The organism is Dictyobacter halimunensis (genome assembly GCF_036245075.1).
Genome location: NZ_BSRI01000002.1, coordinates 5,151,636 through 5,176,354 on the forward strand (window position 1 = coordinate 5,151,636; position 24,719 = coordinate 5,176,354).

The window sequence follows — 24,719 nt, forward strand, 5'->3', positions numbered from 1 at the left end:
CGTTGCTCAGGGGTACCCAAAAGTGAACGTTGCTTGCCGGGTACCACGTGGGGCGACGTGTCTTCCACGAGAAGCCGAACCGGCCGGGGACGTGGGCCGCAATCGCTGTCGCTCGCGGCCCGGCCGACCGTTGAAGGTCGACCCTACGTGGCGTTCCTTTCTTTCTTGAATGATTCCTTCGTGGGGGCGTGATCGTTTTATGGGCGTGTGGCGGGCGGCACTTCAAATCGGGGGCGTTTTCGATGAGGAGCTTGACGACGATGCCGAGGACGAAGAGCAACAGGTCAACCTTCGATGCCGAGCCGGCGTGCCCGCTTATATGCGATTGCGGCATCTCGTATCCTGTGGAGGCGATACAGGACCGTGCTCAGGCCAGCATAGGCGCTGGCGGATGACTCATCGAGGGCGAGCGCCTGCTGGTAGACCTCGATGGCCTCGTCCCAGCGTTCCAGGGCGACCAGGACATCGCCTATGCCGACATACGTTTCGGCGTCTGGAGCGAGCTGCCGGGCCTCCTCGAAATCCTGCAGCGCTTCTTCAAAGAGCTTTATGGCGGCCTGCGCATGACCACGACCTCTCCAGGCGGCCGCGTCATTGCTATCTATAGAATAGATTGCGTGCGTATAGGCTGCTATCGCCTGCTCAAAGTATTCATACTCCTGCGTCGATAGACCGCTGGCCGCTATCGCGCGCCTGCGCTCTGCTTCTTGCCTTTGCCTGTATTCCTCTTGCTCGCGTCTGTATGCTTCTTGTCTTTGTTTGTATGCTTCTTCCCGCGCATGATCGTACTCAAATTCTAGCGCTGGCGCTTGCGGTTCTGGTATGGACCGTTGCGTTGTTGTCTGCCTGGATGGTGTACTGGTGTAACCGGGTGAGGCCGTATCTAACGACATTGCTTTTCTACGGTGGTTGACGATACGCTCGATACCCAGGGCGATGTCGACGAAGGCGCTGTCGCGGTTGCGCCAGGTGACGACCGGCTTCTGGTTACTGGGCAGAGGCTTGAGGTGGGCGAAGGGCGCATCGGTGAAGACTACGGGCCGCAGGAGGACCGGGATGACGTGGGCTTTACCGTCCTGGTGGCGCTTGATCGCCTGCATCATTTCTTGACTGTAGCAATAGTCGGAGGCCAGAAAGTTGGCGCTGATCAACAACAGGATGATATGGGCCGTATTGAGGTGGATATTCATCTGTTGGATCGCATTCTCGCCTGCTTTGATCTCTCTGGCGTTCCAGGTGGTGATCAGGCCGCGATACTTCAGGTTGCTGAGGTGGTTTTCCAGTTGATCGCGCAGGCTCTGGTCGCGCTGGGCGTAGGAGAAGAAAACTCGCGTACTCTCCGAGGATACAAGACCTTCCTCTTCACAAGCCGCTTTGAATGCCTGGTTAAATTCCTGGATGTTGCTGAAGCGTTGCGCGGGCTCTTTGGCCAGGGCGGTCATAATGACCCATTCCAGTTCACGAGAGACTTCTGGCATCTTTGCCCGCAAAGACGCGGGATCGTCATGGATGTGTTGCTGGATGACCTCTAGCGGACTGCCTTCAAACAGGGGGTCGCCACAGATCCATTCGTAGATCATGGTGGCCAGGGCGTATTGGTCGGAGGCCGGTGTGGGCTCATCCTGAATGCGTTCCGGGGCCGCGTATAGAGCCGTTTCAAGCTGATCGAGCTTCTCTGTTCCCCCGGTGATGGCCGTCAGGCTAAAATCAGCGAGCAAGACTTTATCTTTTGTTCGCATGATATTGCCCGGCTTCAGGTTGCCGTGTATATATCCCTTCTGGTGCGCGTATTGGAGGGCCGTGGTAATCTGGTCGACATAGTCTACAAGCACGTCTATATGGATCGTGACGCCCCCTGAATATCTGGTGCGTAGCGAACCGTCAGGGGTGTATCGCTGTATAACGAACGGCCTGCCATCCTGTTGCATCCCGAAATCCAGCACCGGGACGATGTGGGGGTGCGCCAGCCTGGCTATACGTGCCGCTTCCTGTAGGAAGACCTTGCTCTCGCCCTCCGCCAATGGCGTCCGTTTGATCTTGATGATCGTCTGGCGCTGGGATCGTATATGTTCAGCCAGATAAACGTCTGCCAAAGCTCCCTGTGAGTAGTGATGGGTCAGGCGATACTGCTTTAATTGCTGCCCTACGAGGTCTGTCATTGCGAGCTCCTGAACAAGAAATTGTGCCGGTGCTCATCATTATAGCAATCCTTGCACTTATGCATTTAATAATACACTAAATATACCGGTACCCTCATCGCAGACCATGTTTATGTATGGGGCCGTTTTCGTTTGGCGGCGTGGGCCAACGCTTCAATTGAAGGGAAACCGATTCGTGAGGGCACGGGGACGCGGAGATCCAAGCGGGGCAAGCCCGAGAAGTCGGGGCAAGCCCGACACCTACGGGGGGCATTTTCGTTGTTATGGGCGCGTGGCGGGCGGCACTTCAATCGATGGCGTTTTCGATGAGGATCTTGATGAAGGTGCCGAGGACGAAGAGCACGACGCCGAGCAACAGGGCCACGGCGTAGGTGGGCGCCTCGACCGTCGTCTTCCCATTGTCCAGCGAGAGGGTGAAGCGGTAGCGCTGCTGCTGCTTCACGAAGCGTTTGACTCTCTTGAGTGCGCGATCTGGCTGCATCAAAGTAGCTCCTTTATCACGTATAAATCCATACGCGTGCAGTATACCATAATCTATGTGAAAAAGGCATTAAAAGAATCATTGTCACCTTCTTATGCGCGAAAACGCCCATAGGTTCGGGCCTTGCGCCCGATTTTCCCTCTATCACGCATATAAATATTGGTTAAACATAATCAAGATCATTATCGATATCGCGTGTTTAATGAATATATTCGAATGGGGACGGGCGCAAGGCCCAATACTTTCAACGTAAGGAAATGCGGAAAGAGAAAGAGATGCAGTACGTGCGGGGCTTGCCCCCGCTTGTTTGCTTCCCACAAGGAAAAGCTCCTTCAAAGCGACCAGGGACAGTGGCCTGCGATGCATCGCATCATTTCCGTTGCTGTTTCGAGCGGCGAGCAAGCAAGCGGGGGCAAGCCCCGCACGTACTGTGGTCTTTTTTCATTGTTGCTTGCTCTAAAGTTGAAAGTATTGGGCGCAAGGCCCGAACCTACTCTTGTGACTGCGGGCCGTTGGGTTGCCAGATCTGGACGGTGTGGTCTTCGCTGCTGGAGGCGATGGCTTTGCCGTCGGGCGACCAGGCTACGGTCGTGATGGGTGCGTGCTGTCGTTTGCTGGTGGCGAGCAGTTCGTTGCTATCGACCTGCCGCCAGCAGACCTCGCCGTTACTGTGGCCGGTGGCGAGATAGCTGCCATCGGGCGACCAGGCCAGGGCGTAGAAGTCGCTCAGGGCGGTCAAATCGCTCAGCGTGTCTCGGACCTCCAGCCGGCCGCTACTGGCGATATTCCAGCCAAAGAACTTGCCGCTGGTTCCGACCACGGCCAGGCGATTGCCGTCGGGCGACCAGCTGATGTCGCGGATCATGTGCAGGACGCGGGCATTATTGAGGATGAGGGGCGTGTCGCCGGTCTCGATGTCCCAGAGGCGGATGTCGCCGGTCGCGGTCCCGATGGCCAGATGTCTACCATCAGGCGACCAAGCCAGACTATAGACGTAGTCGGTGTCGTATGATTTGTCGAGAGTGTTGCTGCCGGTGTTCCATAGCTGGACGCTACACTTTCCTGTATCTGTGAATTTAGCGACCGCCAGATGGATGCCGTTGGGCGAGAGGGCCATGTCGTGTCCGGGCTGGGCCGGCGTGGAATTATAGGTATAGATGTGCCGTCCATTGCTGGCCTGCCAGCGCTGAACGCCTTTTGAGCCGCCCGAGATGATCTGCTTCCCGTCAGGCGTCCATAGGGCCTGGTAGAATTCGTCCCCCAGACTCTTATAGACGACTGTACTCTTGCCACTGCTGGCGTCCCTTATCTGGACTGTCTTATCACCGCTGGCGGAGACGATGCTGCGACCATCTGGCGACCAGGCGACCGAGTACACTGGACCACTATGCACATAAAGGCTGGCGCTGCCCGGTTCGAGAGGAGCCTGTCCAGGTGCTGGTTTGGCGAGGTTGCCCGGCTCGATATGATCGCTACGGTGGAGTCCGGCGTAGGTCTCGGCTCCGACCAGGGCGAACAGGCCAGCGAGGCCGGAAAGGCCGCCGATGATAAAGGTGCGTCGCGAGGGTCCACGCCGTGGTGGACGCCCGCGCTGCGTGGGAGGGAGCATCTGCTGGCCGCTCCCCGTCTGTTCCTCATATTCATCGGTGGGGACGTGGTGGATGCCGCCGCGCGGTCGTTCTTTCTGGGCGGGCAGGACCCGGTGATTGCTGTTCAGCTGCTCGGCGATCTGACTGAGCTCTTCTTTGACCACGGCTGCTGTAGAGGGTCGCCGCTGCTCATCCATCTCGGTCATCTGGAGGATGAGTGTCTCCAGCCTCTTCAGGGCCGGGTTGCCGGTCAGATGCAGGGGAACCAGGTGGAAGGGGGTCAGCGCGGGATCGTCTCCGGAGAGGCACTGGTGCAGCATCACGCCCAGGCCGTAGATGTCGGCGCGGGGCGTGGTCTGGCCCTTGCCGTACTGCTCGGGGGCCGCGTAGCCGGGCGAACCCAGCGGGATTGTATCCTTGATCTGCCCCGGCTTGAAGTGGCGCGCGATGCCAAAGTCGATCAGGTAGAGGTGACCATCGGAGACGCGCATGACGTTGGCAGGCTTGAGGTCGCGAAAGATGATCGGAGGCCGCCGCGTATGCAGGTAGTCCAGCACTGTGCATAGCTGTTGGCCGATGGCCAGCGTTTCATCCACCGAGAGGTGCCGCGAGCCGGTCTGAGGATCGACCGGGGCCTTCTCCAGATAGTCCTCCAGCGTCACGCCCTCGATGTAATCCATCACCAGGTACCAGCGGCCGCCATCACTGAAGTGATCATAGATGCGCGGCAAGTGGGGATGATTGAGGTTGGCCAGCAGCAGCGCCTCATTCCTGAAGCCTTCGATTGCCTCGGCCAACTCCTGCGCGCTCAGCCCCTTCTGCCCCATCTCCTTGATGGCTACCGGCCGATCCCCGAAACGCGTATCGGCCGCCTTGTAGACCGCGCCGAAGCCGCCCGTCCCCGCCCGATCCACGATGCGATAGCGATCGTTGAGCAGAACGTCGTCTGGCAGCAGCCGCGTCTGCACGCCTCCGGTGGCTGTCGTGGAAGTGGATGACAGCGGTTGCCCGCACTGCTGGCAAAAGGCCGCCTGCACGCCATTCTCGGCGCCGCAGGATCCACACTGTAACGTCACGCTGGCCATACATCTAACCCAATCCTTTGGTCGGCTGCATCCCCTTGCGTTCTGCCGCAGCCAGATAACCATGTTCAGCTACATGATAATGCTATTATTATGAATAGACGCCGCAATTGCCACTTATTGTAGCACAGTTCTCTCACAAAGGAGAAGCGTTCAATGAATAATCGAAACGCAGACGGTCGGATTGCCGTGTATCCGGGCAGCTTTGATCCCATCACAAATGGGCATCTGGACATCGTCAGGAGGGCCGCACGCCTGTTTGATACATTGATCATCGCCGTCTATGCCAACCCCAACAAGACGTTGCTCTTCTCGCTGGAGGAGCGCCTCGCCCTCTGTCGCGCCGTGGTTAAAAGCTCGGATTTGCCAAATGTACGGGTGGAGAGCTTCAGCGGCTTGACGGTTGATTATGTGGCTGGGCGCGGCGGGCAGGCGATTATCCGAGGATTGCGCTCCCCCAACGACTTTGAGGGCGAATTCCGGATGGGCTTGATGAATCATCGCCTGGCACCCACCATCGATACGGTCTGCCTCTTTACCAGCCAGGAGCACCTCTTCATCAGCTCATCCCGCCTGAAGGAGGTCGCCAGCCTGGGAGGACATGTCGACGGCATGCTCCCTCCCCTCGTCGTTGACGCCCTGCGGCAAAAATATCCATCGTAGGTTCGGGCCTTGCGCCCGATTTCCCGCTCCCCGTATGAAAACGTCCCATCGTAGGTTCGGGCCTTGCGCCCGATTTCCCGCTCCCCGTATGAAAACGTCAATAAAAAATGATCAAGGGATATTCGTCATTACATGCTCAATGGACGTATGCGAATGGGTAGGATAAATCGGGCGCAAGGCCCGAACCTACGTTACCGTGTTTGGGGACGCGCTCGTCTCCCAATGTCGCGTTTTCAAGCATTCTGCAAAAGGTTGAGCCGGCGAGCGCGGTTGGCGTTATTTTTAATCGCAATAGCCTTCGGATCTAGCTTTTTGTGGTCTGTGGCAACTGGACGCGCTTAAAATAGTCTTCCGCCTCGCTATGGATCGCTCCCTGCGTCTCATTAATGAGCTGTTCGGTTGCCTGCCGGGCGATCTCCATGCCCTTCTGCGCGTCCGGTTCGTGTCTGGCCTCCGCTATTTTCAGCTCCCATAGCCAGAGGAGGTGTTCAAGCGTCATCTGGGCGTGCATATAGCCTTTCCAGCTATCTTCCCAACGGAAGAAGGCACTCAGGCCGGTCAGGCCGGCGATCAGCAGGGCGATGATGGGGAGCACCGTGGTGCGCCAGGGCCCGTCAAGCGTGGCAAGAAACGGGATGCTCACGCTGAGGATGATGATCAGCGCACTGGAGAAGCGAAAATAATATTTGGCCTGTGGCGCGTGCTGCTTATACCATTGCAATTGTCGTACCGCGTACGTTTCCTTTATATGTGTCAGCTCCTCTAGTAAAGAGATAAAACGGGCGTCGCCCTGTTGATATGGAGTTGTTTTCTGCTCTTTCTGCATCCTCTTTCCTCCTTGAAACGATAGAACCGCAGTCTTGAGAGCATTATATGCCATCTGGTCGGTGGCGCGGGAGTGGTCAGGAAACTTTTTGTTGTGTTAGCTCGTGAAGAAAGCAAATAGTGAATCATTCGTGCCTTTTAAATATATTGGCTGTATAGAGAAAGTGTGATAATGATGTCGAATTCGAATGATCAATTAAATGATAGATTAGATGAAGAGATTCGCAGGGGTAAATATGTTGAGGAGGCGCTGAAGCGCAATGCTGATATCAGTAGCCCGGTTCATGAGGTGGAGCCGCCCGCGCCCCTGACTGAGAATGATACACCGGAGAATGCCGAGGCCGAGCGGCCGGTCCAGCAGATCCAGCCGCGGGAGAACGAGCCACGAGGCGAGCAGGAGCAGCCGGCGACGGCCGTGACCGATACGGCGCAGGATGATCTGCAGGCCGCGCAGCGGCAGGATGATCAGCGTGGTCAGCGCCGCGATGGACAGATCAATCTGGGTGACCTCTCCAATCGCGATGGTTCCCAGGAGGCTCAGCGCGAGCAGGGGAGCAGTACCGGCGGCATGAATATCAGCAGCGGAACGACCGATACCGGCCGCACCAGTCCGACCCACGCGGGCGAGGCCAATTCGCGCGAGCGCGGTTCCGCCAACACCTCCGATATGGACCAGATGGGCGGCGAGCCCCCCGCCGGCGGCAGCGACCGGGCATAAACGCCGGTCCCTACTTTGGTCTGGGTGCGAAGAAGGCGTGCGACGCCGGTGACACCCAGACCAACGCGGCACAGGCCAGCATCATCATGATCATGAGCAGCTGGACAATGACGGCGTAGAGACGCTGGTTGGGAGCCAGTACCGCTGGTACGTCGGTGGGGGAGGACCACTCGTAGATGATCTCCAATATCACCAGGCCGCTTAAGATGCTGGCGACGATGCGTGCCCAATTTTTGCCTGTACGCAGCAAGAAGGCCAGGATGATAGAGGCGCTGCCAAAGATGGCGTGGGCTCCAATGACGATTAGCTGAATGGTGGCGACCGCCGCATCAATCTCGCCCTGTGAAGAGTTGGGCTGCATGGCTCTCACAGCGTTGACGACTTGCGGACGATTGATAATGAAGAGCGTGAGCACCGCCAGGCTGATCAGCGCGAACAGCAGGTAGGCGCCCGTGGTCAGATTAATTTCCAGCGGTTTCTCCTCCTTTTTCCTGTTCTCTACCGTGTCGGTTGTCGCGACCGCTACCTCGCTGGTCCGCTTCCCCTGTATCATGTTCCATGCCTGGAAAAGCAGGTAGATATTGAGCGCAGACATCAGCATGGCATTGGTGGGATGGAGCGCGGCCAGCAGGGGTACGCTTCTAGCCAGGCCCGCCAGCATTACCTCGAGCAAAGTCAGCGCGAACAGGATTGCGCTCCCGATGCTTAGCTCGCGAGGTAGCTGCGCCAGCAGTCCCACCAGCGGCAGCAGCAGGGTGAGCAGTAGCAGGCTCAGCCCTACAGCACCGTGGGCTGTCTGACCCCAGCTATCGTTTGCGAAGAGCGCCGTCCCGATCAGAAAGCCTTGCGCCAGGATTCCAAGCAGGATTAGCCCCGCCAGCGTCGCGTAGACGTACAGCGTCCAGCGCCGTTTGACCGGTGCCTGATTATAGGATATGTGCATCGCCATGTTCCTTTTCTGCTATAAGTGTCGTCTGGCTGAGATCGAGATCTAGCTGCTGGCTCTGCAACCGGGCAATCGCCTGGATCAGCCAGGTACGCTCGGCCTCCAGCAGGGCGTGCAGGTGCCCATCGATCAGCCATTGTTTGATGTCCTGGATATCCTCACCCTCCTCCGGCTGCCGGACCAGTTCCTGGGAGCGCTTCACCAGCTGCAGGCGCTCCTCCAGCACGGTTAGCGCCTCCGGCAGCGAAAGGGTGTGCAAAAAGAGCAAACTTAAATCTATCTCGGTCAACTCGCGTCCACAGGCGCGCAGCGCGTCGCTAAAGAGCGTAAAGAAGCGCCGCCGCTCACTGCGCGTTACCCCGGGCAAGCATAGGCAGATAATTTGCCACATCGTAAGATCTCCTTCTAGCGCCCATCCTCTTATTTGTTCACTATACCGGTAGCTACAGTCTAGCGTGGCGACATGACGGCAAAGTGAATCTGACACACCAATTTTGTCATCGTGCTGTCATCATGTATGCGATAATGAAGTTCAGGCTTTTGGATGCAGGTGAGCAGCTGCATAGCTGAAAACATTAGAACCAGAAGTTTATGACAGATCCATGACAAAACTGCGAACGAGAATTCATCTTCCGGTCATCTTGCGAACCTATACTTTTCATCATCACCTGTGATGGCACAGGGTCCGTCGGGGAGCAGGTGGCGGTGGCGGCAGTGACGGCGGAATAGTGATGATGAAAAGATAAAGGAGACGATATATGATGCATTGGGGATATGGCTTCTGGCCTATGATACCGGTGTTCTGGATCGGCTTTGTGGCGCTCGTCTGCTGGGGCGCTTCGCGGATGTTCGGATGGAGAAACAGGCGCGTGCCCTTTGGGATGCCGATGGGGCCGGATGCGCTGGAGATCCTGCGCCGGCGCTACGCGAGCGGCGAGATCGATGGTGCCACCTTCGATCAGATGCGCGAGCGGCTGGAGGGCTCCGCTCGCCCACGCTACTAGCGCGTCGCGACTGTCCGCTTTTCTCTCGTTTGGTTGATCTGACCGCGTCGACCCGCGGATCGACGCGGCCGGGCTGCTTTTCTCAAAATACTGATGATCGTTCTACTTGAAAATTCTATGTATGTGTATAAATGACAACATAAATAAAGCCGATGCGACGATGCTGGCGTGGCGGCAGAGCGCCATTGTCAATTGGAGTATGACTGAACGCTCCTCGTGCTATATCTGCCAGGCGCGCACGGTGGATGAGATCAGGCAGGCGCTTACCGCCGCACGCGGGCGAGGGCTGTCAGTCATTGCGCACGGCGCGGGGCATAGCTATACGGACGCGGCCCTCAATAACGGTGGCCTGCTGCTTGACCTCTCAGCTATGCGTCGTGTCCTGGCCTGGGACCCCGCGCGCGGCATCATGCGGGTGGAGCCGGGTGTGTCAATCGGAGAGGTAGCGCGTGTCGCCCTGGCGGACCGCTGGTGGCCGCCGGTCACGCCGTCCACCGCCTCGGCTACTGTTGGTGGCTGCGTGGCCATGAATGTGAACGGCAAAAATGCCTGGACGCATGGCTCCTTTGGCGAACACGTGCTGTCCCTGACCGTGCTACTGGTTGATGGACAACTGCTCACCGTCTCTCCCACGCAAGATGGTGAGCTTTTTCGCGCCCTGGTGGGCAGCGCCGGACTGCTGGGCATCATTACCTCGATCACCCTGCAGTTGCGGCGCGTCCCTTCCGACCGGGTCGAGGTGTCCGTACGGCCGGGGCGCTCGTTGCGCGAGCTTTTCCAGATCTTTGAGGACGAGCAGGCGGCCGATTACCTGGAAGCGTGGGTGGATGGCTTTGCCGCCGGACGCGAGCTGGGCCGGGGGATCGTCACGGTCAGCAATCACAGCGAGCGTGTCACCAGCGCGGGTCCCCTGGCGTTTCGCCTCCCCGAACAATCCATGCATAGATTGGCCCATTGGGGCGGCATCCTCTGCCGACCGCTGGTGGAGAGCGGTGTGCGCGGCGCGAATAGCATAATCTACCGGGGGAGCCGTTGGCCAGCTAGAACCGGGCCGCGTCAAACGCCGCTGGTGCGCGCCACCTATTATGCGCCCGCGCTATTTACGGGCTATCGTGTGCTCTTGCCCGCAGGGAGCGAGACCTTTCAGGCCTTTGTGCCAGCCACCGAGGCCGGATCCCTCTTCGCTGAAATTCTCCGCCGCTCGCAGGAGCACGGATACGTCCCCCTCTGGTGCATCATCAAGCGGCATCGCCGTGACCCCTTTCTGCTCAGCTACCAGGTAGATGGTTTCTCGCTAGAGGTCAATTATCGGCTTATTCCAGAGAGGGCGCAGGGGCTGCACCAGCTGTTGCGTGGATTGATGGAGCTGGTGATCGTGGCCGGTGGCCGCTTCTACCTGGCTAAGGACTCGCTGCTCACACACAGCCTCTATCGTCGCAGTATCGGCGATGCCGCCGTTGCGGCATTTCTCGACCTCAAACTGCACTACGATCCAGACCTGCTGCTGCAGTCGAATCTCTATCGGCGCGTCTTCCAACCATCTCTGCAACAACATGCGGAACGATGAAAATTTTTGTATACTCTGGGCATGCCTGTGCATGTACCGACTCGATCTGAGCAAAAGGAAGGTTAGGCATGGAAGAGAGAACGCGGCAAATTTCGAGCCAGACGTTACGTGTTGGTGCCGCTGAGCTGGGCAGGCACGTGACAGAGCTACGCTGGCGACGACCGCTACAGCCCCTGACGGACTCCTGGGAGCATCTGCCCATCGCTCCCCGTGGCTCGACGCTGCTGGGCATCAGCTATCGCACACCGCAGGTGGAGACGCTGGGACTGGACGCGCGCGCTACCCTGCGCGAATTGCTCGCCTATCCCTTTCAGCTTATTCGTCTGGGCGCTTACTGGATGCGCAGCGAGACGGCTCCTGACATCTTCTCCTTCGATGAACTGGACTGGCAGGTTGACGCCGCCGAACAAGCTGGTAAGCAGATTATCCTGTGTGTGGGACCGCTCAAGACTTTTAGCTATCCCGAGTTCTTTGTGCCGGAGCACCGGCTGCGCCATCCCCTGCCCGAGCATACCCTGATCAGGCCGGACGCCCATGCCGCCTTGCTGGAGGCTGCCAGCGCCTTTATGATGCGCGTCGTGGAGCGCTATCGAGCGCGCAAGGCCATCGTCGCCTGGCAACTGGAGCACGAGGCCGTTGATCCGCTGGGAGTTGAGCATAGCTGGCGCCTGGCCTTTGATTTTGTCGCCCGCGAGGTCGAGGCTCTGCGAGCGGCCGATCCGGGCCGACCGATCATGATGAACGGCTTCCTGCCGACCTCGCTGCTGGTGGGACTCTCCCAGTGGTGGCGCACGCGCGACCAGGGCGACTCGCTGGCGGTCGCGCAGCGGCTGGCCGACATCGTCGGCATCGACTACTATCCACGTCATGCCTTGCTGCCGCTTGGGGGCAGGACGCTGTACCTGGATGGCGGCCAGAGCCTCTGGTTACGGCGCAGACGCAAGCGCCTGTTCTCCTCGCTGCGCTCCCGGCGGCAGCGACTGATGATCGCCGAGGGGCAGGCCGAGCCATGGGAGAGCGTGACGACCGCGCCCAACCCACGCGGGCAGGGCATGTATAGCTGCCTGCCGGAGCAGGTTATCATCAACTACAACACCTGCCTGGGCTGGTCGCGGCCAGCGCTCCCCCTCTACGCCTACCTGTTCTGGGGCGCGGAATACTGGATGCTGCGCCAGAGGAGCGCGGACGCCAGCTATCTCCAGGCGTTCGCGCGCATCCTAGAGCGGTCCTGACCGTTCAATCGCTGAAGATCGTCATGTCGAGCTGGCGCAGCTGCTCGGGATCGGAGGCGACGTTGATCTCGCTGATCCTGCCATCTTTGAAGGTGAGGTTGATCAACAGCTGCAGATGGCCACGGGGAGCCACCACGATAGCCACGGCCCCATTGACGAGCGCCGCCTGCGCCTCGCGGGCACGTCCCGAGAACTGCTCGGCCACGGCGGCCGCGCCGCGCACCAACATGGAGGCGCCCGCGTAGTTAGAGCGGAACACGACCTCGGGATCAAGCATCGAGAGGAGCGCCTCAAAGTCGCCCGCGCGCGAGGCCGCCAGGAAGGCAGCGACGGCTTCACGCTGGCGCGTGCGCGAGGCGTCGGGGACCGCCTCGACTCCCTGCACGCGTCGGCGCGCGCGACTGGCCAGCTGCCGCGTCGCCGTGGGAGTGCGATCCACGATCGGCGCGATCTCCTCGAAGGGCATGCCAAAGATATCGTGCAGCACGAAGGCCAGGCGCTCGGCGGGATTGAGGGTCGCCAGCACCACCAGCAGCGCCCGCCCGACCGCATCGGCCAGCAGCGCCTCATCCTCTGGATCGATCCCCTCCTCGTGGCGGTCGCTCGGATCTGAGACTCGCGCGTCCAGGGACTCCTCGCGCCGCGACTCGCGCGAGCGCAGCATGTCGAGGCAGATCCGCGCCACCACCCGCGTCAGCCAGCCGCCCAGGTTCACCACCTCGCTCGTATCGGAGCGGCTAAAGTGCAGCCACGCCTCCTGCACGGCGTCGTCCGCCTCGCTCAGCGAGCCAAGCATGCGATAGGCCACCGCCCGCAGGTGGCTGCGGTACGACTCGAACTGCTGCGCCTGCCATTCGTGTGTATCCATCGGTCACATTCCTTCTTTCTGTTCCGTCATAGTGGCGACGAGGAGAGGGCGAAGCGCTGGTCATGTCTCCTCGTCTTGTTTCCGTCTATCACTCTGACGGACGAAATCCAACTAATGTGACAGAGCGTGGAGCATTGTTCGAAGAGGACGAGTGACTACATCACACGTATAGGGGCCGAACGAGGATTGTCCGGCCCCTGCAGAACTCAATGCTATATGGCATCTAACAGCTAGACACGGAACCAGCCATGGGACCAGCGCCCGCCATCAGTATTGGCATCCCACCACGTACTATACACATAGCCATCTTTGCCGACGACAAACAGATCCAGGTGGCCCTGAAAGCGCGAAACTACTGAGATGGTCATATGCTGGTTGACGGTAAAGTTATCGGGGAAATTGGGATCGGCGATGCGGAACCAGCCATGGGACCAGCGTCCGCCATCGGCATTGGCATCCCACCACGTGCTGTAGATGGCGCCATCCTTGCCAACCACGAACAGATCTAGATGCTCGGGGAAGCGCGCAATCGCAGAAACAACGGTCCCTTGATTGACGGTGAAGCCGTCGGGGAAATTAGGATCGGAGATACTGAACCAGCCGTGATCCCATTTGCCGCCGTCGGAAGCGCCATCCCACCAGGTGCTATAGATGGCGTCGTTTTTGCCGACTACGAACAGGTCCATATGCTCGGGAAAGCGTGAAACCACCGAGATGGTCGATGACTGGCTGACGGTGAAGCTGTCTGGGAAATTGGGATCGGAGATACTGAACCAGCCATGATCCCACTTGCCTCCGTCGGAAGCGCCGTCCCACCAGGTGCTATAGATGGCGTCGTTTTTGCCGATGACGAACAGATCCAGGTGATCGGAACGGCGCGAGATCGCGGTGATCGCGCTGCCCTGATTGATGGTAAAGCCGTCGGGGAAATTGGGATCGGAGATACTGAACCAGCCGTGATCCCACTTGCCGCCGTCGGAAGCGCCATCCCACCAGGTACTATAAATGGCGTCGTTTTTGCCGACCACGAATAGGTCCAGGTGCTCGGGGAAGCGCGAGACTACCGAGATGGTCGATGACTGGTTGACGGTAAAACCATCGCTGAAGTTCGCGTCACCGATGCGGAACCAGCCGTGATCCCACGTGCCATCCCACCAGGTGCTATAGACAACATCGTCTTTGCCGATGACGAATAGATCCAGATGGTTGGGGTGGCGTGCGATCGCCGAGATAACCGAACGCTGGCTGACGGTAAAGCCATCAGCAAAATTCGGGTCACTGATGCGGAACCAGCCATGATCCCAACGGCCGCTGTTGGAAGCGCCGTCCCACCAGGTGCTATAAACCGCGTCATCGTTGCCCACCGTAAACAGATCCAGGTGATTCTGCAGTCTGGCAAGAGCGCTCACCCTCGCCTGTAGAGGGAATGAGGTAAATTTGTGCTCCAGTGCGAGAAACACCCTGCGCCCAGTGGTATCCGTGCTGGTAACGCGCAGTTGGTAACCGGATGCTGGCAGGTCCAGCACGCTGCCTCCGTTCGCTCCCACCCAGCTTATCAGATATGAGTGCAGCGAGTTTCGGGCCGCATCGAATCTCACATCGTGCAGGACAAGGGCGCCTTCGGGCGGTAAATCGGGCGTCGTCGTCGAAACTGGCCTATCGACGCCGCGATCAAATGCACTCGGATGACGATATTCTATCCAGTATTGCGACTGGCCATTGGCCTGTGTCGGTAGCGTCCCAATGGTCAGTGCGATGCGCTCGGTGCGTCCCGGACCTGGTGCTCCCTGGTTGGCATTCAGGGTAATAATCGCGCCGCCCGCGTTTTGATCCATTGCGCTGGTTTCAAGCTGCTCGACATTTTTTTGATAGTCGAGCCACTTTGCGACATACAGGTAAGGGGCACAGATGCCAGGACCCGTGGTATCGTGGGTATAATTGGCGCTCAACAAAGTCAGCCTGGGATTGGCGAAGCTGCGTGCAGTATTCCCTCGGCCCATGACGCAGAAGGGGTCCGCGTACTCCTGCGGGCCTGTCGCTGTGTAGCGATCAGCATGTGGCCCGACCCCAAATGCATGCGTCATCTCATGTGCCGCCAGCTGCGGCGTAAAATCGATGGCGCCAACCAGGCTATCAGACGGCGTCGTACCACTTGTTGAAATCCCTTCATCGAGTATCCATATAAAGCGATCAAACTGCGTTACAGGAATTTTCTGCGCTGTCGCCTTGGTGCGCAGACCCTCAACCACCGCTTCCGCCCCCTTCATATCCAGCGCCTGCTTTTCGCTTGGTGTAAGCAGGTCTATTGGCCCAAACACCTGCCACGTGATGCTCTGCCGACCTCCACTCATCTGTTGAAAGTAACTTGCGACCCCATCACTATCGGAGAAGACCTGATTGAACCAGCTCACGGGCATACTTGTTCCACGCGGAACCCCAACCAGAGTCACAATACAAACACCCCAGCGCATGCCAGAACTCCTTTCGCCGCTCACCCGATACAAAACCTCTACTACTTACATGATAGCCACTTACTAAACGCGAAGATCAGGCATTTTTTAGGTGATTATCTAGCAATGGATGTCTTGTCATATAAAGGAACGTGCGCGCCCCCGCACGCGCGTCCGCATGCGGGGGCGCACTGGTTTTGTGTGTTGGTGCAGCAGGAGCGCATCCGCGCTCCTGCTGCACCAACACACAACGGATTGACGAGCACCGCAGGCGCGAAAGCTTATACAGGCCGCAGGAGATGAGCACGAAAGTCAGACACATTCTGAACAAAGGCTTGACTTGTGTGCATCTGTATGATATATATCAATTAGATATATATCTAGGAGATATAGTAATGCCAAAGGAAAACAAGAGCAGGTATGCCATGATGGGGCTTCTGAGCATCTGCCCCGGCTCGGGGTACGACATCAAGAAGTTTATGGAGAAGAGCACCAGCAACTTCTGGAGCGAGAGCTACGGCCAGATCTACCCGATGCTCAAGAAGTTGGTGGACGAGGGGTTGGCCGTCAGCCGGGCCGAGAAGCAGGAGGGCAAGCCTGATCGCTATGTCTACACCCTGACCGAGCGCGGTCGGCAAGAGCTGCAGCGCTGGCTGCTTGAGCCGGTCGAGGAGGCTCCGGAGCGTAATGAGCTGCTGTTGAAATTATTCTTCGGCCAACAAGTTGATGTCCCTGACAATATCGAGCATGTGCAGCGCTTTCGGCAGCTGAATGTCGAGCTATTGGAGAAATATCGAGGTATTGAAGCTCATCTCAAAGACATCTGTAAGGACCAGCAGGAACTGGCATACTCGCTGATCACAGTGCGTTACGGCATCCATCGCTGTCTGGCCCTGCTGAACTGGTGCGATGAAACATTGGAGACATTGCAAACACTCGTGGAGATCGACGCGGCGCGCGATTAGCGCCGCCCAGAAAGGATTTCGCTATGGCTACTGTTATTCCAGGACGTTTTACGGCCCAGGCTGATCAGCCATTCGTGGTGTTTTTGATCGGCATGCGTATCAATAAATTTCTGGCGTTTGGCAAATGGGTTCCGACTATGTTATCCATGGGGCCGATGATGAGCAGCCTCTATACGCATCCTGAGAGCGGCTTTTTAGGGGCAGAGAACTACTTCAACGCACGCGGGGCGATGCTGATTCAATACTGGCGCTCCTTCGAGGATCTGGAGCGCTTCGCCCGCTCTAAAGAGGAGCCCCACCTGCGCGCCTGGCAGCGCTTCAACAAAGCGATCGGCAGCGATGGCAGCGTCGGCATCTGGCACGAGACCTACATGGTCGAGGCCGGCAAATACGAGGCCGTCTACGGCAACATGCCCGTCTTCGGCCTGGCCGCCGCCACCCAGCACGTCCCCGCCGTCGGACGCCGCGAGACGGCGCGCCGCCGCCTTGGGGGCACAAACGAGCCCGCCGTTGTCACCCCAGCCCAACCATCATCCGACATGCCCCAATACGTTCAACTTGAGAACAAGCAAAAATAAACATGACCCCAGTACGTGCGGGGCTTGCCCCCGCTTTATTTCCTCGCTGCTTGAAAAAGCAGCAGGTATGATGCGACGCATCGCATGCAACCGTCCTTGATCGCTTTGATGGTACCTTCTTCCTTGGGAAGCATGCGGGGGCAAGCCCCGCACGTACTGGGGTCTTTTCTCGTTTTGCATGATCTTAAATTGAACGTATTGCCTCTTGCGAGCTTTGCTAATAGGTGCTATTTAGCAGTTCGTGACAGCGCCACTCGCGGAAAGCTGCGACCAGGCACTGCATTTTGGGCCACCAGTAGGACCGTTGGGAGCCGTCCGAGCCGTCCTGAACGGGCATGAGCAGCCAGAAGATCAGCCCGTGCCGGTAGTCGAGCAGCAGGTCGTCCCAGCTATAGCGATCGACGCCGTGGGCGTGCAAGCCTTCGTGATAGCGGCGCAGGATGCGTTGCTCGCGCTGGTCCTGCTGGCGTTGCTCTGAGGTCCAGAACGCCGCGCACAGGTTGGCGAGATCGTATCCCCCAATGTCAAAGGTCGGCGACTGCCAGTCCAGCAGATAGGTGGTCCCACTGGCGTCGTGCTTCGGGGTGAGGTAGTTGGCGAAGTAGGCATCGCCATGCACAAGCGTAATCTGCGCGCCGTCACGGAAGCGCGGCTCCAGGTAACGCTCCCAATACTCTGGCAATGCCTCCAGCACGCTTTCGTACAGCTCGCAGATGTCGCGAGGAATCCAATCCGGATTGTTGGTTAGCAGATTGCGCCAGGAACGCTGGCGCCGCTGATGATACAGCTCAAAGCGTTCCCGGTTACGTGACCAGTAGCCGACCTCGAACGTGTCTGTCGTCATCAACGGATGCTCCCACCAGTAGGCGTGCAGCCGTGCCAGCGTGTCAACCACCTGCTCGATGGCCTGCTGTGAGGGGACGCCATCCACGATGCTGATCTGCTGATCGCGCGTCACCGGGGGCGCATGGGTCGCCGACAGATCCTCGAACAGCAGATAGGAGTCGCCGCTATCCTCATCCCTGGCCGCCGCGTAGCAGGGGATGGTCACATCTGGATGATCTGGTAGCTGCGCCACACAGTTATAAAAGGTGACTTCATCGAAGCCGTCTTCATGCTCGTTGCGCTTGATAACGACGTGGGCTGGCGCGGCGGCGGGCGCCTCGCTGGAATAGCGCAGGACGAGGCGATGGGTCTGCGAATTAAAGGCTCCCGTATCCCTCTGCTCGAACGAGACGACCTCACCCTGTGGCAGGGCGCCGGACTGGCGCAGAACGGCCGTCAGCCACCGCGCGCTGACCTGTTCGCCGGGATCGATATAGTTGTTGGTCATGCTGGTATCCTTTCTTCACCCCTCCGAAAAACGAGAATGCCTGCGTAGCGGTGACCTTGAGGTCGCCGCTACGCAGGCATTCTCGTTTTTCGGAGGGGTCCAATCCTTTATTGCTGGGGATATGGATGCGACTGCTGACCATAAGGGGCCTGCGGCTGCGCGTAGCCTCCGTTGTTTGGCTGGCCATAAGGATTCTGCCCGTATGGAGCCTGACCATAGTTTGCGCCCGACTGAGCTTGCGGCTGACCATAGTTCATACCGGATGGGGTTGAGGGCTGACCATAGGGGTTCTGCCCGTATGGAGCCTGGCCATAATTGGCGCCCGATTGAGCCTGCGGCTGACCATAAGGAGCCTGTCCATAGTTCATACCCGACTGAGCCTGTGGCTGGCCATACGGGTTGGACGGCTGCTGCTGCTGGGCCGGGTACTGGCCGTAGGGGGCCTGATTGTAAGGATTGGATGGTTGCTGCTGCTGAGCAGGATACTGCCCATAAGCGCTGTTCGGCTGGGAGGGATAGGCTGGCTGCCCATACTGGCCCAGAGTCTGTGGCTGCCCAAAACTGGCCGTGCTAGCCTTCTTTGGAGAAGAGCCTGTTTTAAAGATTCCGATTCCAAGCAAGATAAGTCCGAGGACGAGTAGAAGGAGGCCCAGCCAGATGTTGCTGAAGCAGCAAAGTAGTCCGAGTAATGCCAGGACGGAACCTGAGACGATGCGACCAACCTTGGGGCCCAGGAAACGATAGACTAACCAGAAAACTAAACGAAACATTACGCTTTTTCCTCCACAACGCCGTATTGCAAAATAAGCAGTAACACATTTGGATGCAAAGGATGCATCTGCCATCGCGTACTTGCATCCTGTACAGTCACAATTGGTACAAAATGAAACGCAATACAAACTTACGCATAATAAGAAATCGAGGCTATAATTTTTGCATAATTATATATAAATGCAATGACCCCGCAGGTGTGTACAGTTGTGGAGTATAACAGATGTTGATTTGGCAGGCAATACAGCATAGTACTAATGCGTATTCGCATTTAAATGAATAAAGATTCATCTGCTACACCGCGTGTAAAAATATAGGCTCTCCATCCTTCCAAGGGAAGGATGGAGAGAGAGGAGTGAGAGGACTGACATGCTCCCAGCATGTCTGCCATCGCGCTCCGTTAAGGGCTGCCGCCCTTGCACCCCGCTTTCACCCTAAAGGACGGAGAGTCAAAATATACCCATCAATGCGAGGGCCGTTCTCGTCTATGTTCCTGGCAGGGGATCGATCTCCAGACCCATATGATAGGCGTCGATGAACTGGTCGCGGATGTAGAACTCGCGACTGATGCGGCCCTCGTGGACGAAGCCCATCTTTTCATAGAGGTGGATGGCCGACTGGTTGTCGACGCGCACGCGCAGATTGAGTTTGCGAATAATTCCGCTCTGCCTGGCCCAATCGATCAGGTAGGTGAGCATGCGACCGCCGATGCCCAGATTCCAGTATGTGCGCACGATGCTGATGCCAAACTCGCCCACATGGCGCACGCGCGGCCGCTTGCCGGAGCTAAAGGTCAGCGTCCCCGCGATCTCGCCCGCGATCTCGGCGACCAGGTACAGGCTGGTGGGAGTCTCCGCCACCTGTCGCAGATAGGTCCGCTCCTCCTCCTCGGTCATCCCAAATTCTCCCGGACCAAAGGTCACGTTCTCGCTCTCACCGGCGATCTGTTCCACAAAGGCCAGCAGCTCCCCGGCATCCTCCGGCCGCGCCGGCCTGAGCGTCAACTGAAGATTATCTCTGAGCTCAAAGTGCTGTACGCTCTCAAAAGTGTTGTTCTGCATGAATCACCCCTTTATATATGTAATGTGAGAGAAATTATCGCATGAGCCGTGCTCCCTGGCAACCTCGACGCCCCCACGTAGGTTCGACCCTTGCGGTCGATTTCCTCTCCACGTACGAAAACGTACGAAAACGTCCAAATACATCGAAATTCATTTTCCGGTTTTTGGTGATAATGCGGCATAGATAAAGTGGAACCCATATAACAGAAGGAGGTTAGACATTGGATACCACAACCAAACGTGACATAAAAAAACCATTTACACCGTTAAAGCAAATTCGCCTGGCAACCTACAAATATCATCAACCGGGCGCATATGCGATCACAATCTGCACACACAAGCGTCAGCCATTATTCACCATTCCAGCGTTACGCGCCATTTTGTATGAGGAATGGGAAAAGTTACCACAGCACTTTCATAGGATCGTGGCAGGCACATGCATGGTGATGCATGATCATTTCCACTGCATATTGATTCTTGAAGAGGGATATGAGCATCGCAAAAGCGCCCGCCAGATTATAGAAGGGTACAAATCTATCGTTGTGCATGCGTGGATACGCTATCTCAAAGACACGGGAGCCAATTACCCCGGTAAAATCTGGCAATACCGTTTTTATGACCATATTATCCGTGATGAAAAGGATTTCAACGCCCAGACCGCGTATATCCTGAACAATCCTGCCGTCTATGCTGCCAAACAAAAAAAGAAGCAAAAACAATAAAGGAGGAAACATAGGCTCTGCGCCTGATTTTCTCTCCCTATTCAATCACGTCCATTAAATACGTAACGATCGGAAATGTTCTCGGACGTTTTTGCGCGTGGAGGGGAAATCGGCCGCGAGGGCCGAACTACGGGGAGCGTGATCATGCGTGGAGGGGAAATCGGCCGCGAGGGCCGAACCTACGGGATGGGCATGATTGTGAAGGAGGAGAAGTGTTGACGGCGGAGGCGATTTTGTAGAGAATATTGAAACGCATTTATGCAGGCGAGTAGTCATGGATCATTGAAAGGAAGTCGATTTGTCTTCTCCATATACTTTACGACCGGTTGAGGCCGGCGATCTGCCGTTTCTGTGGGATATGCTCTATGAGGCGGCCGCCGTTGATGCGACGATGCGCGCCATCGGACGCGAGCAGGCCCTGGCCATGCCGGTGGTCCAGAAATACCTGGCCGGCTGGGGACGCGAGGGGGATAGCGGCTGGATCGCCGTCAACGAGCAGCAGCAGCCACTCGGCGCGGCCTGGTACCGACTATTTCCCGCCGAGTCGCCCGGATACGGCTTTATTTCTGAGTCCATCCCGGAGTTGACGATTGGGGTACATGAGCGCGCGCGTGGACTGGGCGTTGGCGGCGCCCTGCTGCAGGCCCTCCTGCGATCGGCGCGAGAACAGGGCTGGTCTGCGCTCAGCCTCTCCGTCGATCGTCGCAATCCGGCGCTGCGGCTCTACGAGCGTCACGGCTTCCGAGATGCGGGCGTCTCCCAGCCCCAGGATTCGTCGGTGACGCTGGTGGCCCATTTCTCCACCGAGCGCTAAAGTGCCTCTTGCTCGGCGAGTTGTTGGAGATAGCGATTCCTGCTGAGGAGGAGGTGGCGCATGTAGCGGGTGAGGAAGAGCTTCTCGGCCAGCCGGCCGAAGATGCCGAGGGGGGCGCGGAAGATAAAGGTGTCGCGCATCAGGGTGCTGCCATCGGCCTGGGGAAGGAATTCATGGACGTGGGTAATCTCCTGGAAGATGCCCCGCACCATTTCGTCCACGAAGCGCGTAGGACGCTCATAGGCGGTAATTTCCGAGGTCAGGTGCTGCTTGATCCCGAAATGCACCGCCTCCCAGGTCACGACGTCGCCCAGCTGCATCAGGCCGGAGGTCACTCCGGCGATGGCCCGCTCCTGGGTATGGCTCATAGAGCCGCTATGGGCATCGACGCTGATCGAGAGGTCGAAGCAGCGCTCAACAGGCGCCTTAATTACTGTGTCCAGATGTATTATTGCCATATTCAAATTATAGCGCGATTATTCGATTGAAAACCACTCAGGGACACGAGAGCTTGTACATGTTTTCCCACTTGATTACGCATCAAGAAAAGAGATAAACGTATCTGCCCAGTATCATTATCGGTTTGTTGATGGTTGACAAGCTCGTCTGTTCGATTTATCATATTTATATGATCAAAAAAATTTGATCGATCAAAAAGAGATGATTATATGGAAGAGACATACCTGATAGAGGACCTGGAGCAACTGCGGGCAATTTCCGATCAGTTGCGGGTGGAGATCCTGCATGTGCTGCGCGACCAGGCTATGACAACCAAGCAGCTAGGAGATCGGCTGGGGATGGCGCCGGCCAAAGTGCATTACCACGTGCGCGAGCTTGAACGTGTAGGGCTGGTGCGGCTGGTGGAGACGCGCGAGAAGGGCGGCATCCTGGAGAAGTATTATCAGCCGATCGCGCGCAGCTTCAATGTTTCGGGCAAGATCCTGCTGTCCAGTCCGCCGCACGAGGTGCTGGCATCGCTGGGTAGTATGGTGGATCAGAGCCGGGATAAATTTTTAAATCACCTCAGTCGAGCCATGGAGCGCAGAGATGACCAGACCAGCATGTTGTTGCGCTGGGTGCGCTTCCGGGCAACATATGAGGAGCAGAAGCGCGTCTACGAGCAGATCTTCGAGCTGCTGCGGCCATTTGAGGAGCGCGACGACGATGGCGAGGGGGAGGTGTTGCAGGGAATGTTTATGCTCTATCCCAACTATGATGAACATGCTGGTAGCCAGGATGAGAACCACCAGCCCGATACCGCCGGGACAACCAGAGTCGTTTCGTCGCAGGTGGTCGGGGTGGTTCATTATAGCAGGGCGGAGCTAGAGCAGCTGGTAGACGAGGGGAAGCGCCTGCGCCTCTCGGTGGTCGGCACCTGCCTCTTTGATGCGGATATTGAGCCGGAACTGGTCGGACAGGTGGTGGAGAAGCTGACGCTGGTCGGGACGATCCAGGCGACGCCGGCCGTCGCGGAGGTTTTAGAGCAAAAACGTTCGTAAGCAGCGAGCCTATTTGGACAATCTATAGAAGATAATAGAATATTGAGAGTTCCCAATTAGAAGGGAAAGCTACATGCAACATGAAGAAGGCATCTCAACCGTGCGTCAGGATGACGTGCTAAAGGCTCCATTCTGGATTAACCGTAATTTTGCTCTTCTGGCCACCGGGCAGGTAATCTCTAATATCGGCGATTTCGTATATAGCATGACCTTGATGGTTTGGGTGTTTAGTTTGACGAAGTCAGCGGGCGCGGTCAGCGGCGTCTTGCTGGCCCAGTACGTCCCGATGTTTATGTTGGGACCGCTGGCGGGCGTGTTTGTGGATCGCTGGAACCGGCGCACGGTTATGCTGGTAGCCGACGCGGTGCGTACCCTGATTGCGTTGCTGCCCCTGCTGGCTCCGAACGAGCTGCGTCTGCCGGCTATCTATGTCAGCGTCTTTCTGATCACGTCGTTTGGCCGCTTCTTCATGCCGGCTAAAAGCGGAGTGCTGCAGGCGATCGTGTCGGGAAAAGAACTGATGCAGGCCTCATCTATCAGCCAGACGCTGTCGGCGGGCGCGCTAATCATAGGACCCGCCCTCTCGGCACCGCTCTACTTCTCGGTTGGTCCTCTGGCAGCGTTGGTGGTCAATGCCGCCTCGTACCTCGTTTCGGCCCTCTGCATATTCTTCATTCGAGCGCCACGGGCCGCGCTGCATCCCTATGCCGAGCGGGAAGGCGAGGCGAGCGGCATCAGCGTCAGGAGCGTGCTGGGGGAATTGGGCGCGGGCCTGAAGTTTGTTGTCTCCTCGCGCGTGCTGCTGGCTCTGATTGTGATGATCCTGGTGGCGATGCTGGGCGCGGGCGCCCTCAACGCCCTGGACGTGGTCTTCGTCAGCAAGAATCTGCACGCAGCCCCGGCCCTGTATGGCCTGCTCAACTCGGTTGTCGGCGTGGGGATGCTGGTCGGCACCCTGCTGGCCGCGCTGCTGGCCCGGCGCATCAGCGCCACTCAACTGCTGACGGGGAGCATGTTCTTGCTGGGTGTGGGTATCTTCATCTACGCCTTGCAGACCTGGTACGTGATCGCGCTGGTGCTGGCCTTCTTCATGTTTATGCCGCAGGGTGGGCTGCAGGTGGGCTTTGGGCCGCTCTTCATGCGCAGCACGCCGCCAGAGATGATGGGCCGCGCCCAGGCGATGCTCGACGTCAGCTCATCGGGCGCCAGCCTGATCTCGATCGGCGCGGCCGGCTACCTGGGGCAATACCTGCCTATCAGCTGGATCTTCAGTGGCTCGGCCCTGCTCATCGTGCTGGCTGGCCTGTATGGCTGGTTCGCCCTCAGAGAACGGAGGACCGTTCCGCAGGTGGCCTCCTGATCTCGTCTTGTGGCTAATGACCTGCCACCATG

At 57.9% G+C, this 24,719-nt stretch carries 23 protein-coding genes; 11 read left to right on the forward strand and 12 right to left on the reverse strand.

Annotated elements, in window-relative coordinates:
• Positions 1 to 284: 284 nt before the first annotated feature.
• The 3 genes from AABA21_RS35275 to AABA21_RS35285 all read right to left on the reverse strand — a co-directional run bounded on the left by AABA21_RS35275 (position 285) and on the right by AABA21_RS35285 (position 5,314).
• A complete protein-coding gene (locus AABA21_RS35275; RefSeq protein WP_338257462.1) occupies positions 285 to 2,159 on the reverse strand; it encodes a protein kinase domain-containing protein in 1,875 nt (624 codons plus the stop codon).
• Between the two features lie 286 nt (positions 2,160 to 2,445).
• Entirely contained in the window at positions 2,446 to 2,640 is a 195-nt protein-coding gene (locus AABA21_RS35280) for a hypothetical protein (protein WP_338257463.1), read from the reverse strand.
• Positions 2,641 to 3,130: 490 nt separating this feature from the next.
• The gene (locus AABA21_RS35285; RefSeq protein WP_338257464.1) at positions 3,131 to 5,314 is read right to left on the reverse strand and encodes a protein kinase domain-containing protein; all 2,184 of its coding nucleotides are present in this window, start codon (positions 5,312 to 5,314) and stop codon (positions 3,131 to 3,133) included.
• Between the two features lie 153 nt (positions 5,315 to 5,467).
• Between AABA21_RS35285 and coaD the strand changes: the two genes are divergently transcribed.
• Positions 5,468 to 5,974 (forward strand): pantetheine-phosphate adenylyltransferase, encoded by a 507-nt coding sequence (coaD, locus tag AABA21_RS35290; protein WP_338257465.1) that lies wholly within the window; start codon positions 5,468 to 5,470, stop codon positions 5,972 to 5,974.
• Between the two features lie 304 nt (positions 5,975 to 6,278).
• Here the strand turns inward: coaD and AABA21_RS35295 are convergent, their stop codons facing one another.
• Positions 6,279 to 6,800 (reverse strand): DUF4231 domain-containing protein, encoded by a 522-nt coding sequence (locus AABA21_RS35295; RefSeq protein WP_338257466.1) that lies wholly within the window; start codon positions 6,798 to 6,800, stop codon positions 6,279 to 6,281.
• 171 nt (positions 6,801 to 6,971) lie between these two features.
• Between AABA21_RS35295 and AABA21_RS35300 the strand changes: the two genes are divergently transcribed.
• On the forward strand, positions 6,972 to 7,517 hold the full coding sequence (locus AABA21_RS35300) for a hypothetical protein (protein ID WP_338257467.1): 546 nt from the start codon (positions 6,972 to 6,974) through the stop codon (positions 7,515 to 7,517).
• Between the two features lie 10 nt (positions 7,518 to 7,527).
• Here AABA21_RS35300 and AABA21_RS35305 read toward each other — a convergent pair whose 3' ends face one another.
• On the reverse strand, positions 7,528 to 8,460 hold the full coding sequence (locus tag AABA21_RS35305) for a DUF6220 domain-containing protein (protein WP_338257468.1): 933 nt from the start codon (positions 8,458 to 8,460) through the stop codon (positions 7,528 to 7,530).
• On the reverse strand, positions 8,444 to 8,854 hold the full coding sequence (locus AABA21_RS35310) for a hypothetical protein (protein WP_338257470.1): 411 nt from the start codon (positions 8,852 to 8,854) through the stop codon (positions 8,444 to 8,446). Before AABA21_RS35310 ends, AABA21_RS35305 begins: the two co-directional genes overlap by 17 nt.
• 367 nt (positions 8,855 to 9,221) lie before the next feature.
• On the opposite strand from AABA21_RS35310, the gene AABA21_RS35315 reads away from it, so the two are divergent.
• From AABA21_RS35315 to AABA21_RS35325, 3 genes are all read left to right on the forward strand, one after another.
• Entirely contained in the window at positions 9,222 to 9,467 is a 246-nt protein-coding gene (locus tag AABA21_RS35315; protein WP_338257472.1) for an SHOCT domain-containing protein, read from the forward strand.
• A gap of 121 nt (positions 9,468 to 9,588) precedes the next feature.
• Positions 9,589 to 11,034: an FAD-binding oxidoreductase gene (locus tag AABA21_RS35320; protein WP_338257474.1), complete on the forward strand. Its 1,446-nt coding sequence runs from the start codon at positions 9,589 to 9,591 to the stop codon at positions 11,032 to 11,034.
• Positions 11,035 to 11,102: 68 nt separating this feature from the next.
• Complete coding sequence (locus AABA21_RS35325; RefSeq protein ID WP_338257475.1) at positions 11,103 to 12,266, forward strand: hypothetical protein; 1,164 nt, start codon at positions 11,103 to 11,105, stop codon at positions 12,264 to 12,266.
• Positions 12,267 to 12,270: 4 nt separating this feature from the next.
• Here AABA21_RS35325 and AABA21_RS35330 read toward each other — a convergent pair whose 3' ends face one another.
• Positions 12,271 to 13,134 carry a sigma-70 family RNA polymerase sigma factor gene (locus AABA21_RS35330; protein ID WP_338257476.1) on the reverse strand — a complete coding sequence of 288 codons (864 nt, stop codon included), beginning with the start codon at positions 13,132 to 13,134 and terminating at the stop codon, positions 12,271 to 12,273.
• A 230-nt stretch (positions 13,135 to 13,364) separates the two neighbouring features.
• Complete coding sequence (locus AABA21_RS35335; protein WP_338257477.1) at positions 13,365 to 15,605, reverse strand: PLL family lectin; 2,241 nt, start codon at positions 15,603 to 15,605, stop codon at positions 13,365 to 13,367.
• A gap of 374 nt (positions 15,606 to 15,979) precedes the next feature.
• Between AABA21_RS35335 and AABA21_RS35340 the strand changes: the two genes are divergently transcribed.
• Together AABA21_RS35340 and AABA21_RS35345 are read left to right on the forward strand one after the other, a co-directional pair.
• Positions 15,980 to 16,549, forward strand: coding sequence for a PadR family transcriptional regulator (locus AABA21_RS35340; protein WP_338257479.1), 570 nt, complete (start codon positions 15,980 to 15,982; stop codon positions 16,547 to 16,549).
• Between the two features lie 23 nt (positions 16,550 to 16,572).
• Positions 16,573 to 17,127 (forward strand): DUF4188 domain-containing protein, encoded by a 555-nt coding sequence (locus AABA21_RS35345; RefSeq protein WP_338257480.1) that lies wholly within the window; start codon positions 16,573 to 16,575, stop codon positions 17,125 to 17,127.
• Between the two features lie 217 nt (positions 17,128 to 17,344).
• Here AABA21_RS35345 and AABA21_RS35350 read toward each other — a convergent pair whose 3' ends face one another.
• From AABA21_RS35350 to AABA21_RS35360, 3 genes are all read right to left on the reverse strand, one after another.
• Complete coding sequence (locus AABA21_RS35350; protein WP_338257481.1) at positions 17,345 to 18,460, reverse strand: phosphotransferase; 1,116 nt, start codon at positions 18,458 to 18,460, stop codon at positions 17,345 to 17,347.
• A gap of 107 nt (positions 18,461 to 18,567) precedes the next feature.
• The gene (locus tag AABA21_RS35355; protein WP_338257482.1) at positions 18,568 to 19,230 is read right to left on the reverse strand and encodes a hypothetical protein; all 663 of its coding nucleotides are present in this window, start codon (positions 19,228 to 19,230) and stop codon (positions 18,568 to 18,570) included.
• Positions 19,231 to 19,716: 486 nt separating this feature from the next.
• Entirely contained in the window at positions 19,717 to 20,292 is a 576-nt protein-coding gene (locus tag AABA21_RS35360) for a GNAT family N-acetyltransferase (RefSeq protein ID WP_338257483.1), read from the reverse strand.
• Between the two features lie 221 nt (positions 20,293 to 20,513).
• Here AABA21_RS35360 and AABA21_RS35365 point away from each other — a divergent pair, with 221 nt between their 5' ends.
• Both AABA21_RS35365 and AABA21_RS35370 read left to right on the forward strand, forming a co-directional pair.
• Entirely contained in the window at positions 20,514 to 21,014 is a 501-nt protein-coding gene (locus AABA21_RS35365; RefSeq protein ID WP_338257484.1) for a hypothetical protein, read from the forward strand.
• Between the two features lie 298 nt (positions 21,015 to 21,312).
• A complete protein-coding gene (locus AABA21_RS35370) occupies positions 21,313 to 21,828 on the forward strand; it encodes a GNAT family N-acetyltransferase (RefSeq protein WP_338257486.1) in 516 nt (171 codons plus the stop codon).
• Here the strand turns inward: AABA21_RS35370 and AABA21_RS35375 are convergent.
• Positions 21,825 to 22,286 (reverse strand): SRPBCC family protein, encoded by a 462-nt coding sequence (locus AABA21_RS35375; RefSeq protein ID WP_338257487.1) that lies wholly within the window; start codon positions 22,284 to 22,286, stop codon positions 21,825 to 21,827. The two genes, AABA21_RS35370 and AABA21_RS35375, sit on opposite strands and share 4 nt — an antisense overlap.
• A 210-nt stretch (positions 22,287 to 22,496) precedes the next feature.
• On the opposite strand from AABA21_RS35375, the gene AABA21_RS35380 reads away from it, so the two are divergent.
• Both AABA21_RS35380 and AABA21_RS35385 read left to right on the forward strand, forming a co-directional pair.
• A complete protein-coding gene (locus tag AABA21_RS35380) occupies positions 22,497 to 23,327 on the forward strand; it encodes a helix-turn-helix domain-containing protein (RefSeq protein WP_338257489.1) in 831 nt (276 codons plus the stop codon).
• Positions 23,328 to 23,400: 73 nt separating this feature from the next.
• The gene (locus AABA21_RS35385) at positions 23,401 to 24,687 is read left to right on the forward strand and encodes an MFS transporter (protein ID WP_338257491.1); all 1,287 of its coding nucleotides are present in this window, start codon (positions 23,401 to 23,403) and stop codon (positions 24,685 to 24,687) included.
• Positions 24,688 to 24,719: the final 32 nt, after the last annotated feature.